The organism is Streptomyces sp. NPDC052701 (assembly GCF_040678355.1).
Classification (GTDB): Bacteria; Actinomycetota; Actinomycetes; order Streptomycetales; family Streptomycetaceae; genus Streptomyces.
Genome location: NZ_JBFATO010000004.1, coordinates 321,718 through 335,836, shown reverse-complemented (window position 1 = coordinate 335,836; position 14,119 = coordinate 321,718). Strand labels below are relative to the sequence as shown.

The window sequence follows — 14,119 nt, the reverse complement described above, 5'->3', positions numbered from 1 at the left end:
GAATGGACGGCTCGGATTGACGCAGCCGGGGTGATGTCGCGTGTGCGATCGGCCGCCGCACAACACGGACAGGTGTACGATCCGCAGGCCCCCCTTCCCACAGGGATGCCGTTCCGCCGTGCGGCGCAACCTCCTCGAATAGAATGTTTCAAGAACCGCTGACGGTCCTTCAGAACGGGGGGGTTGATGTCCGGTGTCGACGCTTCTCTGCAGGAGATTGCGCGTCTATGCAAGGAGGTCAAGCCCGCTGACGCCCAAGCCTTGGCCATCGCCCTGATCGAGGAGCTTGCGATCGGCGAGCTGGAGGCTCGGGAGATACAGCTGCGGACAGCGTTCGAGGCGGCTTTCCTCAAGAAGCGCAAGATCACGTTGCTGGCTCTGCTCGATGAGAAGTTGCACGGCCCCCCGCCTGCGTCCACCCCGGTGTCCCAGGCATCCGCGCAAGCTGAGGACGACTGGCTGGAAGAGTTCCACGCCGCACTGCAGGACCTGAGTGACCGGCACATCTTCCAATGGTCCACCTACTACCGGGACCGGCTCGCCGAGGACTTCAACTACTTCCTGGACCGCATGGCGGACCCAAAAGAAGTGAGGACGCTGCTCCCGAAGATCTCCTCGGCGCTGTCCAGCCATGCCGAGGACATCTTTCAAAAGGGCTTCAACTACCAGATGACACAGGGAGAGTCTGAGCCCTACGCCCTGATGAAGTCACTCAACGGACTGCAGCGGTTCTTCGACCTTCCCATCGAGTTCTACTCCACTCGCCTGCCTGGCGCCGCAGACCTCGAGTCCGCCCACCAACTCCGTGCATTGAACTCCTGCATGCTGTCCGCCATCATCATCGGGTATGCGCAGGTGACCTTCGGAGACCGTACCGGCCAGGAGGTCCTACAGGAGAACGCGCGAGCCTGGGTGCACACGCTCCCCTTCCTCGTCACGGACGACATGCTCCTGGTGCAGAAACGGATCGGTCGCAGTCACTTCACTGATGGATTGCTGCGCAGCGTCCTGCCCACCGTCTCTGCCTTTGACGGGCTGGGGAACAACCGGCAACACGTCCCGCTGCCAGCCCTCTCTCAGTACTCGGTGGCGGAGCACCGGCTCGACATCTCTCTTCGTCCGTCCACCCGGTCGCCGTATCAGCAGATGATCGAGGTGCAGTGCTATCTCGACGGCGGCTATGTCGACCGGCGGGATCTGGAGGAGGCCCACCGGCGAGGCGTCGCCGCCGTAGTGGCGCCCCTCCCGTCCGACCTTCGCGCCTTCATTGAGCAGGATGGGCGTCTGAGCGCGACCGTCGTCGCCGTACCGAGGGAGGCCAGCGTTGACTCCATCCCCGCGACCCGCGACCAGGTGCTCCGGCTCTTGGTGGCCCGTTCCTACCGGCAGGGCACTACATCGGTGCGCAGCCAACCTCTGCAGTACAACTTCGCCCGTGACTTCCCACTGGAGGAGCCGGGCAAGCTGCGGTACTACCGCGTGCATCGGCACAGCGTGCACGACTTGCTCAGGACCTTTGAGAGCCGTAATGGCGTACGGCTCTGGTGCAGTGTGCGTCGCAGCGGCAAGACCACTGCGGGCTTCGATCTGGCGTCGACGACCGGCGAGGCGGCCGTGGTCAGCCAGACCTGCTCCTCCACCGGGGAACTCGCCAACGACGGAGTTTGCTACGACCGTATCTCTGCCGCCCTGGACGAGGGCCGCCGTATCCCCAGCACGTTCTTCGCCGACCTCGTCAATCACTGTGCGGACGGAGAATCGGCCGACCGAGGACGCACCGTGTTCGTCCTTGACGAGTACGAGACCCTCTTCGGGGACCTTCACGCAGCCTTGCAGAGCGACTCCGGCATCAGGTACACGGTGGTTCAACCGCTGCTCAATCAGATGGTCCGGTACGCCAGGGAGAACCTTCTGGTGTTCCTCGGGCAGCAGCCCGACGCCCACTTCATCCTGATGGATCAGAACCAGCTCAGTCCCTTCGTGCGACAGGACCCCTTCCCGCTTTTCGCACACGAAACCGGCGCGGAGGAGAGCGAGTTCGCCCAGTTCACGCAGAAGGTGTTGGGTCCCCAGGTGTCATCGGACGCTTCCTTCATCGACGCCATCTACGTGGAGACGGCCGGTCACCCGTTCCTCACGGTGAACCTGCTGCGCGACTTCGTCGCCTTCCTCATCGAACAGGAACGACGGCAGTCCGACCTACACGTCACACTGGAGGACGCCACGCAGTTCTCCGAGAGCCGGCTCCGCCCGAGCCGCATCAGCCGGAGCCGCGAGTACGAGTTCTTCCGACAGGCGGCCTCCCAGGCGATGGGAGCGCGGGATGGCAGGGACACTGTATGGCTGCGCACCGTCTACTCCTGCCTGAGCGAGATCATGCGCACGTCGCCGGTGAGCATGCGATGCGGCATGAAGGACTTCGAGGACATCGTTGAGCGGATCGGTCCGGACACCGGCATAAGCGCCGACCGCCTGTTGTCCAGCGCCACGGAGAGCAACTTCCTGGCCAGTGACGGCGAATGGGTATGGCCCAAGATCCGTCTGCTCGGTCGCATCGCGGCGATTTCACAAGGAGACGTGTACGCATGAACCCGGCTGACCATGAGACCGTTGCCAACGGCACGGATTTCGGAGCCTTCGCCGATGAGCAGATCGCGCCCGCCCGCCTCGCCGCCGCCATCAGAGGCCGGCTTGCCACGTCGGCCAGTGAGCTGAGCGGCTTCTGGTTTCAGGTCCGGGGAGACCGGGCCGACTACGCGCGAGAACTCCAGGAACACCTCGCCGGCAACGCCGTTGTGGTCCTGATCGTGCGCCGGGCCCCCTTCGACAACGTCAACGCTGTACTCGACGACTTCGTCGTACTCCTCGAGGAGAACCAGGAGGCGTGTGAGAAATACCTGACCGGCGATGCCGCCACAGACCGGCGCGCGGTGGTGCTGCTGGCTCGCAACACACTGCAACTGCCCCAGGTCTCCTCCCCGGTGAGACTCCCGGCATGGTTCCCGCGCCTCGGCGGCCGGACGCCCTCGGTCATCATCGAGGACCTCACCTGGCGTGCCGAAGCCCCGCTCAACACGGCCGAAGCCGCCATTGGCGAACTATGTCAGCTGCTCTTCGAGCTCGAAGGGGCGCTGCTCGATCGGCTTCATTCAGTATGTGCGCAGAAGAAGGCGGAGACGGCCAGCTTCTGGGATCAGGTACGGCGGGAAGGCGACGGGCCCTCCTTCAACGACTTCCTCGCTGGTGTACGACGAGCCCGGCATGAGGTGCGCAACTCATCCTCGTACCGGCCCAGCGTGAGGGAAGGAAGTTCGCTGGTGGCCAGGATCTGGGGCAAGGCCCAGGCCACGTCACCCGACGGCCTGAGCAGGCTGGGAAAGTCTTTCGCGCGGGCACTGGCGCTTCCGGAGTCAGCGGATACGTCCTGGCACCGCAGCATCGTTGCCGTACTCTTCCGGCCGTCCGCCCTCCCGCCCTCGGACCAACAGGCCTTCGCCACCAATATCCTGGTCACGATTGGAGCGGTGTGCCAGATGATCACCGCGGCGGCACACGCCGACGCATATCCGAGCTACCCGGTGCCATTGATCCGGTCGATGTCTTTCGATCTCCGTCAGGGACTGGCAGGCGCGAGGAGAGGGCTCATCGCCCTAGACCATTACACCGGCTGACCGCGGCCACCCGGGCGACGGCAGGCAGGCGGCGGCCTGGTCCCGGAAGCGCAACCGCCGGATCCTCAACGTCGCCATGAAGCACGCGGTCCGGCGGCGCATCCTGCGGGCCAACCCCCTGCCCAAGGGCAAGGAGTCGACGGCCGTCACGAAGACCTCGAACGCCGTGGACAAGCGGTCCTTGCTGAACCCCGAGCAGGCGGCGGCGATCCTCGACTGGATACGGCGCCGGCCGCGCGGTGGCAGGCGACTTCACGCCTTCTTCGCCACGCTGTACTACTGCGGCCCGCGGCCCGAGGAAGCCGTGGCCATGCGGGTGGAGGACGTCACGCTGCCCGAGTCCGATGCCGAGGACCAGTGGTGCGAGCTGCTGATCCACACGGCGACGCCGGAGATCGGAAGACAGTGGACCGACACGGGTGAGATCCACGAGCGGCGCGACCTGAAGGGCCGTGCGCAGGGCGAGACACGCACTGTGCCGGGGCATCCGGCCCTCACGCGCATCCTGCGGCAGCACATCCAGGACGAACAGCTCCAGCCGGGTGATCTGTTGTTCCAGGGTGAGTCGGGCGGCATCCTCGCCGGGTCGGTCGTCCGCCGGGCGTGGCGTGGTGCGCGCAAGGCTGGGCTGCCCCCACACGTCTTCGACTCGCCGACCGGGCGGCGCGTGTACGACAACCGGCACACGCGCCTGACGAAGTGGCTCAACGACGGGATTCCGCCCGCTCAGGTGGCGGAGTGGGCCGGGAACAGCGTGGCCGTGCTCCTCGCCACGTACGCCCGGTGCGTCGACGGGCAGCTGCCTGATCTGAAGCGGCGGCTCGAAGCCGCGGGTGACCTGCCGGGGGCGCCCGGCGCCGGCTGATCCTCCGGCCGGGATCTTCGACACGTATTCGACACGGCCACCCGCGGAAACCCGGTGACAGCCGGACGGCCCCGGAGTCCGCCCTTGATCGCAAAGAGAGCGTCCGGGGCTTCGTCGTGGCGGCCGATACCAGCTCTGAACTGCGAAAAGCCCTCCCCGGGGGGAGGGCGGAGACGGGCGCCCCGGCAGGACTCGAACCTGCGGCCAAGCGCTTAGAAGGCGCCCGGCGTGTCCGCATCCGCACTCCGCTGACCTGCAAGAACACCGTGGGTGGGGCTGGCCTTCCGCGAGCCGGGGACGTATGTGGGACGTGGGCCGGTCCCGCTGCCAGTCCGGTGGGCCGGCTCTTCCCTCCTGCGGGGAAGGCGGCAGCCTCCGGGGGCGTCAACTCATAGGAGGCTCCTTGAGGTGCTCGGCAGGTGACGGCAGAAGAGGGAATGTGCAATACGGTGGGTATACCGGAATCTTTGAAGCTGGTTGAAAACCGCGGTTCCGGCGGGTAAACCCGCAGGTCGTTCAGTCTGCTCCCCGCGCACGCGGGGATGGTCCCCTGACGCGCGACCGGGACTAGGGGCAATGCCGTTCGGTTAGCCGTCTGGTCGGCTTGGCAAGGGGTTGTGCTCGATCTGGATGGTGGTCCTGTGGGTTCGGTGGTCGATGTCGCGGCCGACGGCACGGTACTTGGAGCTGATTGCTCGCTTCCTCACGCGGGGCCGGGTCCTGTCTCGGCGGGCGGGCAGAAGGCCGTCGAGTATCGCGGCGCCGATCCGGCCAACGAGGTCGACGCGGGTGTGGGCGATGATGCCGGTGGCGCGGATGACCTGGTCACGTGCTGTGTTCAACGCGATGGTGAATGCGGCACGGTCGGGATCTATGTCGGGCCGGTGCAGGACAGCGTCACTCATTGCGGTGCGTAGTACCTGGTAGGCGACCAGGAGGGCCCAGGTTTCCTGGGCGACGGCCGCCGGGTGGCGTCCGCGCAGGACTCCCCCGCCGAGGATGGTCGATTTCAGCTCGCAGTAGCCGGTCTCGATCTCCCAGCGCTCGTGGTAGAGCCTGACCAGGCCGGTCGCGGATGCCTCATCGGGGTCGAGCAGGCTGGTGACGAGCCGGTAGGTGCCCTGGGTGGCTGGGTGCTCATCGGTGCCGCCAGCAGGGGCGAGAGTGATGTGGGCTTCGATGACGCGGACGGTGACCTCGCCGACGCGGGACAGGAACGTGCCGTCGGGCAGACGGCGTAGGACCGGCAGCTTGAACGCTGTGCTGTGGGTCTTGGCGCGGATGAGGAAGTCCGCGCTGGTGGAGGCGACCGTGCCCACGAAGGCGGTGGCCGAGAAGTTCCGGTCGCCGAGAAGCAGCATTCCGGGCCGGGGGGTTCCGGTCCGGCCCGCGGTGGCGACCAGGTCACCGGCGTGGGTCAGCTCGCCGGTGGCATCAGTGCCGAAGGCCGCGTCCAGGAGTGTGCTGGTCCCGCACGCCACCAGCGCGACCAGCCGCACCACCCGGGACGGCAACCGCCGTATCCGATGCTGCAGACCGCCCGCGGAGGCGAGTGCCCGGTCGACAAGCTCGAACGGAACAACCTGGGTCAGCTCGCCCAGGTGCCCCACGGCCAACGCGCCGGGAGCATGCGTAAGGACAGAATCGGACACTGCAGCCCTTGTGGAGGAACACGAGTCTTGGCGGACCCGAGAACCACTACAAGGGCTGCACCCGTATCACCAGCCGAAACGCTGAGCGTTGCGTCACCAGCCGAACCCCTGACCGAACGGCATTGGTCCTAGCCCACGGTGCCGCTTGACACGAGGCGCAGTCGCCGCCGGCAGATGAGTGCGAGGTTCTAATCCTGGCCTCAGGTTGATCGGGGACAATGAGCGGCAAAAGCATCGTCTGGAAGGGGGCGGGCCGGCGTGCGGATCATGATCGCGGATGATGAAGCGGCCATCCGTGAGTCGCTGGAGCGGGTGCTCCAGGTCGAGGGTTACGACACCAGCACCGTCGCCAACGGTCTCGCCGTGCTCGACGAGGTCGGTGGGGTCGGCGGTGACACGCTGGATCTGCTGATCCTCGACGTGATGATGCCCCGCCTCGGCGGGTTGGAGACCTGCCGGCGGTTGCGGGCCGCGGGTCGGGATCTGCCGGTGCTGATGCTGACCGCCCGTGACCAGGTCTCCGACCGGGTCACGGGGCTGGACGCGGGCGCCGACGACTACCTGCCCAAGCCGTTCGCCACCGAGGAGTTGCTGGCCCGGGTGCGGGCCCTGCTGCGTCGGCGCACGCCGACCGACGGGGAGTCGCAGATCCTGTCGTTCGCCGACGTCCGGCTCGATCCCGACAGGTTCGAGGCGTGGCGTGGCGGGCGGCCGCTGCGCCTGACCCGGACCGAGTTCTCCCTCCTGCAGGTCTTCATGCGCAACGCGACCCGGGTCTTGACCCGCGATGCGCTGTTCGAGGCGATCTGGGGCTTCGACATGAGCGCCACCGCCAACAACCTCCAGGTATACGTGAGCTACCTGCGCCGCAAGATGGAGGCCGAGGGTGAGCCGCGATTGATCTACACGTTGCGCGGCCTGGGATACACGTTGCGGGAGACTCCTCCGTGAGCAGGCCCGCCGGCCGGGAACCGCGCCGGCTGACCCGATGGTGGCGTCGGCGGTCCCTGCGGACCAGGCTGACGGTGATCGCGGCGACGGCCATCGCGGTCAGCGTGTTCGTGGCCTTCCAGGTGGCCAGCGAGCTACTGGACTGGGAGCTGCGGGACACCGTCGAGGATCAGCTGCGCGCCGACTCCCGCGTCCTGGCGACGAACGCGGAGCGCTCCGGTCTGGCGCAGGTCCAGCTACCGCCGTATCCCGGATCCGGTCGGCTGGTGCGGGTCATCCTGCCCGACGGCTCGACCCGGACGCCGGCCGGCCAACCCGCGCTGCCCCCCGTCAGCGAGCACGCCGGGCGCGTGGCGCAGGGCGCGTCGGCCGACCTGATGGAGTCGAACGACAGCGACGACGAAGGCTACCTCGTCTACACGCTGCGGGCGGGCGACGGCGCGGTCCAGGTGGCCCGCGTCGCCGACGACAGCCCGATCAACCGGTTCGGGTTGGGCATGCTGCTGATCGGGCTGCTCTGCGTGGTCGGCGGCGCCCTTGTCGGGCGGACCGTGGCGCGGACCGGGCTGGCACCGATCGACCGGCTGACCGCCGCCGCGGTACGTGTCGCGCACACCCGGGATCTCGACGCCGACATCCCGGATGAGGGCGGTGGGGAGATCCGGCGGCTGATCCAGTCGATCAACGACATGCTCGCCGCGCTCAGGGACTCCCGGCGGGCCCAGCGGCTGCTCGCCGAGGATGCCGCCCACGAGCTCAAGACCCCGCTCACCAGCCTGCGCCTCAACGTCGAGCTGCTGATCCGGCTCGATCGGCGCGGCACCCTGGACAGCGCACTGCCGGCGGAGAGCCGGACCCGGCTGCTCAACGATCTCGGTGCCCAGGTGGCCGAGTTGAGCACCCTTGTCGCCGAGCTGACCGACCTGGCGCGCGGTGACGTCAGCGACGAGAACACCGAGCTGCTCGACCTCGCCGACGTGGTGGTGGCCGCCGCGACCCGGGCGCGTTCCCGCGTGCCCGACATCGAGGTCGCGCTCGACGTGACCTCCGTGTGGGTGAGCGGGCGTCCCGCTGCGCTCCAGCGGGCGGTGCTCAACCTCATCGACAACGCCGGCAAGTGGTCCCCCGCGGACCAGCCGGTCCAGGTCCGGCTCCGTGCCGAGGGCGCGTCGGCGGTGCTCGAGGTCGACGATGCCGGGCCGGGCATCGACGCCGCCGACGTACCGCGGGTGTTCGACCGGTTCTACCGTGCCGACAGCGCCCGGGCGTTGCCGGGATCCGGTCTGGGGCTGTCGATCGTGCAGCGGGTCGTCGACGCCCACGGCGGCCGGGCCACCGTCGCCCGCTCCACACGCGGTGGCGCGCTGCTTCGGGTCGACCTTCCGGCCGCGGCCCCGCCCGCCCCGCCCGCGCGGCTCACCACCGGTCAGGACACCGCGGCGTCCTGACCCGCCCCGGCGGCACGGCGCAGGACCAGGGACAACGGCCCTCGGCACCGGTCGCGCGGCTCACCGTCGGGGCAGGACACCGCGGCGTGCCGACCCCCGCCCCGGCGTGTGGCGCAGGACCAGAGGGTGGCGGCCGTCGGGCCCATGAAAGAAATCCGGGACGGGCCTGGATGCCCGTCCCGGATCTCGTCCGTGCCGCCGCGCTCACCGTTGCAGCGCGGACTCCTCCTCGTCGGCAAGCGGCTGCTGACCGTCCGGCAGCTCCGCCGCTGGACGGGACAGCCGGCTCGGCCACCACATCCGGCGGCCGATCAGCAAGGTGAGGGCGGGCACCAGGACCGACCGCACCAGCAGGGCGTCGAGCAGCACGCCGAAGGCCACCAGGAACCCGACCTCGACCAGCATCACCAGCGGAAGTGTGACGAGGACCGCGAACGTGGCCGCCAGGACCAGGCCTGCCGAGGTGATGACGCCACCGGTGGCCGAGAGGGCTTTGAGCATGCCCTCTCTGGTGCCGAGACGCACGGTCTCCTCCCGGGCCCGGCTGGTCAGGAAGATGTTGTAGTCGACGCCGAGCGCCACCAGGAACAGGAATGCCAGCAGCGGAACCGAATAGTCGACGCCCTTGAACCCGAGGATCGTGTCGAAGACGAACACGCTGCCGCCGAAGGCCGCGGCGAATGAGACGATCACGGTGGCCATCAGGACCAGCGGGGCCAGGACCGCGCGCAGCAGCAACCCGAGGACGATCAGGACGACGACGAGCACCAGCGGGATCACCAGCTTCTCGTCGCGCCTGGTGGTCACCTCGGTGTCGAGGTTCTCCGCACTCGGCCCGCCGACGATCGCCTCCGCCCCGCTCACCGCGTGCACGGCGGTGCGCACCCGCTTGATCGTGTCGTACTCCGCGGCGGTGTCCGGCGCGTCCTTCGGGAACACGGAGATGTTGGCCCAGCCACCGCTGGTCTCCTCCGGGACGGCCAGGGCCACGCCGCGGGTGTCCTTGACGACGTCGAGCACCTTCTCCTGGTGCGCCGGACGCGTGAAGACCGTCATCGGCTGGCCGCCGAGCTCCGGGAAGTGCTGGCGGAGAACGGTGAAGCCGGTGACCGACTCCGGCGCGGACAGGAACTGGTCCTGCTCCCGCAGGGCGCCGGTGTTGCCCGCCAGCCCGAGGGCGAGCACGCCGAGGACTCCGAGCGAGCCGAGCGTCGCCACCCACCGGCGGCGGCTGATGGCGGCGCCGAGCCGTCCCCACAGCCCCGGCTTCTCCTCCACGGCCGTGCTGAACCGCGGGATGGCCGGCCAGAAGATCCGCCTGCCGAGCACCACCAGCACCGCCGGGAACAGCGTCAGCATGGCCACCAGCGCGCACAGGATGCCGGCCGCACCGATCGGACCCAGCCCGCTGGTGCTGTTCAGGTCCGCGACGAGCAGGCAGAGCAGGCCGGCGACCACGGTGGCCGCGGACGCGACGATGGCCGGCGCCGCGCCGCGCAGCGCGTGGACCATCGCGACCCGGACGTTCTCGTGGTGGTGCAGTGCTTCCCGATATCGGGCGATGAGCAACAGCGCGTAGTCCGTGCCCACGCCGAACACCAAAATCGTCAGCAGCGCCGAGTTCTGGTCGTTGACCACGATGCCGAAGCCCTTGACGAGCAGGTAGACGGTCCCCATCGAGGTCAGCGCAGCCGCGCCGACGGCCACCAGCGGGATGATCCACAGCACCGGGCTGCGGTAGGTGAGGATGAGCAGGAGCGTGACGACGATGATGGTGGTGAAGAGGACCTGCTCGTCGATGCCGTCGAAGACGGCATCCATGTCGCCGTCGATCGCGCCCGGGCCGGTCACGTCGAGTTCCAGGCCGGAGGGGCGGTCCTTCGCGGCGTCACGCAACGGGCCGACGATCTCCTCCGGTGGGCCGTAGGCCGTGCTCACATCGAGGGTGAACGTCATCGCCTTGCGGTCGGTGGAGAGGCTCGTCGGTGAGCCCTCGCCGTCCTCGTCGGCAGCTTCCGTCGTCTTCGGCGGGTACCGCTTGGCAAGGGTGTTGTAGTGGCGCTCGACCGTCGCGCGGTCGGCGTCGGTCAAGCCGCTGGCGCGGTGGTACACGAAGACGAACGTGTTGTCGTCACCGTCGGGGAGACTGTCCTCCAGTATCGCGACCTTGGTGGACTCGGCGCTGGCCGGCAGGGTGTCCGCGGCGCTGTCGGTGGTGACCGAACTCAACTTTCCGCTCAGCGGCACCGCGAACGCCGCCAGCACCAACCACAAGCCAATCACTACCCACGGCACCCACCGGCCTGCCAACCGACCGGCCGGCGCTTCCCCGGACGGCGCTGCGTCGACTGCCATCACTAGCCTCCTGCATACGGGTTACATCGCTTATCTGACGCCTGCTTCCTAACGAGCGAACCTGGGACGACCCTTAGAGCGTGTCTCACGTGGCAGGTTCGGTGCGGCATGACGGGTGACCGTGAGTGTCGATCTGTCGCAGCGGTTGGTTCCTGACGGGCTGTGGGAGCTGGCAGCTCCGCTGCCGCCGAAGTTCACGTCCCGGCCGCAGGGCGGTGGGACCGCTCCGGTGGACGAGCGGGCCGCTTTCACCGCCGTGGTGTACGTGCTGACCAGCGGGTGCGCCTGGCGGCATCTGCCGGAGACCTTCGGGGTCTCCCCGGCCACCGCGCACCGCCGGTTCGCGCTCTGGACCGAGGCCGGGCTGTGGCGCCGGCTGCACCGCGAAGTGCTGGACGAACTTGGTGCCCGCGGTGAGGTGGACTGGACCGCAGCGATCGTGGACGCGGCGAGTGTGCAGCGAAAAGGGGGGCGCTGACCGGGCGCAATCCGGTCGACCGGGGCAAGAAGGGCAGCAGGCTCCACGTCCTGTCCGACGCCCAGGGCCTGCCGCTCGCCCTCGGCGTCTCGGGCGCGAGCGTCCACGACGGCCAGGCGCTCCTGCCACTGGTGGCGGGTACCCCCGCCGTCCGCTCCCGGCGCGGCCCGCGCAGACGCCGTCCCGGCAGACTCCGCGCCGACAAGGCGTACCACTCCGCCGAGAAGCTGACGTGGCTCCGCGAGCGGGGCATCGTCCCGCGCATCGCCCGCCCCGGCATCGAGTCCAGTAAGCGCCTGGGCCGACACCGCTGGAAGATCGGACGATCGATCCCCTGGCTCTTCGGCTACCGCCGCCTCACCGTCCGGTACGAGCGCAAAGGCAGCCACTTCCTGGCTTTCCCCGGTCTCGCCGTCGCCCTGACCTGCTGCAAGAAGCTCGCCCAACTCGCCACGTGAGACACGCTCTGAAGCGGCGGCTCGAAGCCGCGGGCGACCTGCCGGACGCGCCCTGCGTCGGCTGATCCTCCGGCCGGGAACTTCGACACGTACTCGACACGGCCACCCGCGAGAACCCGGTGACGTCCGGACAGCCCCGGAGTCCGCCCTTGATCGTCGAGAGGGCGTCCGGGCTTTGTCGTGGCGGTTGACACCCGCCCTGACCAGCAAAAATCCCTCCCCAGAGGGAGGGAGGAGACTTGCGCCCCCGGCAGGACTCGAACCTGCGGCCAAGCGCTTAGAAGGCGCCTGCTCTATCCACTGAGCTACGGGGGCCTGGGTGGTGGCCTGTCGTGGTGCCCGGATGCGGGCTGTTCCCTGACGTCGCCGGGGACAAGGATAGGGCTCCCGCATCCTCGTCCCTGTTGCTTCGCCTCCGTGGCTCGATGTGGAGGTTCGGTGAAGCGGTCCTGATAATCGCAGGCAGGTGCGAATCGCGCACCGCTTTTGGCGTCTGCGGCGCCGGGTGTTGTGCACTCGTTATGCCTGGCGTGCCCCCATGTCCCGGTCGCCCCTTCCGTCCCTTACGTCCTGTCGGCGCGCAGACATGCTCATATGCTTCAGAATTCCCCTAAAATTGGGCATTCTTCACATGTGGTGACCTTGGACGTACGGCCTCAGCTGCTCGACGCACTCTCCGCCCTGCGCGACCGTGTCGCCGCCGCACGCTTCCCGCTGCCCCTGGCGGGGGCTCCACGCGCGCGTGCCAACCGCGACGAACTGCTCGCCCAGCTCGACGACTACCTGGTGCCCCGGCTGAGAGAGCCCGAAGCGCCCTTGCTGGCCGTGGTGGGGGGGTCCACGGGCGCCGGGAAGTCGACGCTGGTGAACTCGCTGGTGGGACGGCGCGTCAGCGAGGCGGGTGTGCTGCGGCCGACCACCCGGACGCCGGTGCTGGTCTGCCATCCGGAGGATCATCACTGGTTCAGCGGGATGCGGATCCTGCCGGACCTCACCCGCGTGTGGGTGGCCCACCAGGAGCCGACCGACGACCTGCTGATGCCCGGCGAGAACCCCGCGCGCGTGCTGCGCATCGAGACGGCCGACACGCTGCCGCCCGGCCTCGCCCTGCTCGACGCGCCCGACGTCGACTCCCTGGTCGCCGACAACCGGGTCCTCGCCGCGGAGCTGATCTGCGCCGCCGACATCTGGATCATGGTCACCACGGCGGCCCGGTACGCCGACGCCGTGCCCTGGCACCTGCTGCGCACCGCCAAGGAGTACGACGTCACCCTGATCACGGTCCTCGACCGGGTGCCCCACCAGGTGGTCTCCGAGGTGTCGCGGCAGTACGGCGCCCTGCTCACCAAGGCCGGCCTCGGCGACGTGCCGCGGTTCACCGTGCCCGAGCTGCCCGAGTCGGCCTGGGGCGGCGGGCTGCTGCCGGCCTCCGCCGTGGCCCAGCTGCGCACTTGGCTCGTCCACCAGACGCAGGACGCGGCGGCCCGGCAGCACACCATGGCCCGCACGGCGTACGGCGTCCTCGACTCCCTCAAGTCCCGGATGCCCGAGCTGGCGGCGGCGGCCGCCGCCCAGTACGCGGCCGCGCTGCGGCTCACCGCCGCCGTGGACAGCGCCTACGACAGCGAGCACGCGCGCCTGCGGGGCCGGTTGCAGGCCGGGGCCGTGCTCGCCGGGGACGCGCTCAAGCGGTGGCGCGCCTTCCCGCTCGACTGCACCGCGGGCGAGCTCCTCGACGCCCTCGTGGAGAGCCTGGGCGCGCTGCTGCTGTGCGCCGTCACCGCCGCGGACGAGCGCGCCGACGACGCCTGGCGGCGCGAACCGGCCGCGGCCGCCCCGGAGCTCGCCGACCGCGACGCCGCCCCGGAGAGCGTGGAGCACCGGATCGGGCTGGCCGTACGGCGGTGGCGGCGCGAGCTGGAGGAGTACGCCGAGGAGGAGGTGCGCGAGCTCGACCGGAGCCTCGTGCCCGACCCCGAGGTGGTCGCCGCCCTGGTCGCGACCGCGCTGCTGGGCGGCCGCCGGGGCCGTGCCGCCGGGCAGGGGCTGGCCGAGCGGATCGGCGCGCACGGGGCGCTGCGGCTGCGCGACCGGGCCGGCCGGCTGCTCAGGGAGCACGTCGACCGGGTCGTCCACGCCGAGCGCGAACGCCGTCTCGCCCCGCTCGACGCGCTGGAGGTGCATCCCGAGCCCCAGGCCGAACTGATTGCCGCGTTGTCCGTACTGCAGAAGGAGAGGTGA

The 14,119-nt window shown here is 69.2% G+C and carries 9 protein-coding genes and 2 tRNA genes; 7 read left to right on the top strand and 4 right to left on the bottom strand.

The genetic code is table 11. The annotated features are described in order from the left end of the window. The first annotated feature begins 186 nt into the window (after nucleotides 1–186). The 3 genes from AB0L29_RS08265 to AB0L29_RS08255 all read left to right on the top strand — a co-directional run bounded on the left by AB0L29_RS08265 (nucleotide 187) and on the right by AB0L29_RS08255 (nucleotide 4,536). The gene (locus AB0L29_RS08265) at nucleotides 187–2,589 is read left to right on the top strand and encodes a hypothetical protein (RefSeq protein WP_365824618.1); all 2,403 of its coding nucleotides are present in this window, start codon (nucleotides 187–189) and stop codon (nucleotides 2,587–2,589) included. Next, nucleotides 2,586–3,671, top strand: a complete 1,086-nt coding sequence (locus AB0L29_RS08260; RefSeq protein WP_365824616.1) for a hypothetical protein — start codon at nucleotides 2,586–2,588, stop codon at nucleotides 3,669–3,671. The genes AB0L29_RS08265 and AB0L29_RS08260 overlap by 4 nt, the downstream gene beginning before the upstream one ends. A gap of 76 nt (nucleotides 3,672–3,747) precedes the next feature. Then, nucleotides 3,748–4,536, top strand: a complete 789-nt coding sequence (locus tag AB0L29_RS08255) for a site-specific integrase (protein WP_365824614.1) — start codon at nucleotides 3,748–3,750, stop codon at nucleotides 4,534–4,536. A gap of 180 nt (nucleotides 4,537–4,716) precedes the next feature. Here the strand turns inward: AB0L29_RS08255 and AB0L29_RS08250 are convergent. Next, nucleotides 4,717–4,786, bottom strand: a tRNA-Arg gene (locus AB0L29_RS08250). A 337-nt stretch (nucleotides 4,787–5,123) separates the two neighbouring features. Beyond that, entirely contained in the window at nucleotides 5,124–6,146 is a 1,023-nt protein-coding gene (locus AB0L29_RS08245; RefSeq protein WP_365824680.1) for a transposase, read from the bottom strand. Nucleotides 6,147–6,446: 300 nt separating this feature from the next. Between AB0L29_RS08245 and AB0L29_RS08240 the strand changes: the two genes are divergently transcribed. Both AB0L29_RS08240 and AB0L29_RS08235 read left to right on the top strand, forming a co-directional pair. Next, nucleotides 6,447–7,139: a response regulator transcription factor gene (locus tag AB0L29_RS08240; protein WP_365824612.1), complete on the top strand. Its 693-nt coding sequence runs from the start codon at nucleotides 6,447–6,449 to the stop codon at nucleotides 7,137–7,139. Further along, a complete protein-coding gene (locus AB0L29_RS08235) occupies nucleotides 7,136–8,587 on the top strand; it encodes a HAMP domain-containing sensor histidine kinase (protein WP_365824610.1) in 1,452 nt (483 codons plus the stop codon). Before AB0L29_RS08240 ends, AB0L29_RS08235 begins: the two co-directional genes overlap by 4 nt. Nucleotides 8,588–8,791: 204 nt before the next feature. Here AB0L29_RS08235 and AB0L29_RS08230 read toward each other — a convergent pair whose 3' ends face one another. Continuing rightward, a complete protein-coding gene (locus AB0L29_RS08230; protein WP_365824608.1) occupies nucleotides 8,792–10,942 on the bottom strand; it encodes an MMPL family transporter in 2,151 nt (716 codons plus the stop codon). A 121-nt stretch (nucleotides 10,943–11,063) separates the two neighbouring features. Here AB0L29_RS08230 and AB0L29_RS08225 point away from each other — a divergent pair. Continuing rightward, nucleotides 11,064–11,878 (top strand): IS5 family transposase gene (locus tag AB0L29_RS08225; protein ID WP_365824606.1). Its coding sequence is split into 2 segments (ribosomal slippage): nucleotides 11,064–11,418 and nucleotides 11,418–11,878, totalling 816 coding nucleotides; the frame shifts between segments, so codons are not numbered across the junction. A 242-nt stretch (nucleotides 11,879–12,120) separates the two neighbouring features. Here the strand turns inward: AB0L29_RS08225 and AB0L29_RS08220 are convergent. Continuing rightward, nucleotides 12,121–12,193 (bottom strand) — tRNA-Arg (locus tag AB0L29_RS08220). Between the two features lie 318 nt (nucleotides 12,194–12,511). Between AB0L29_RS08220 and AB0L29_RS08215 the strand changes: the two genes are divergently transcribed. Further along, on the top strand, nucleotides 12,512–14,119 hold the full coding sequence (locus AB0L29_RS08215; RefSeq protein WP_365824604.1) for a dynamin family protein: 1,608 nt from the start codon (nucleotides 12,512–12,514) through the stop codon (nucleotides 14,117–14,119).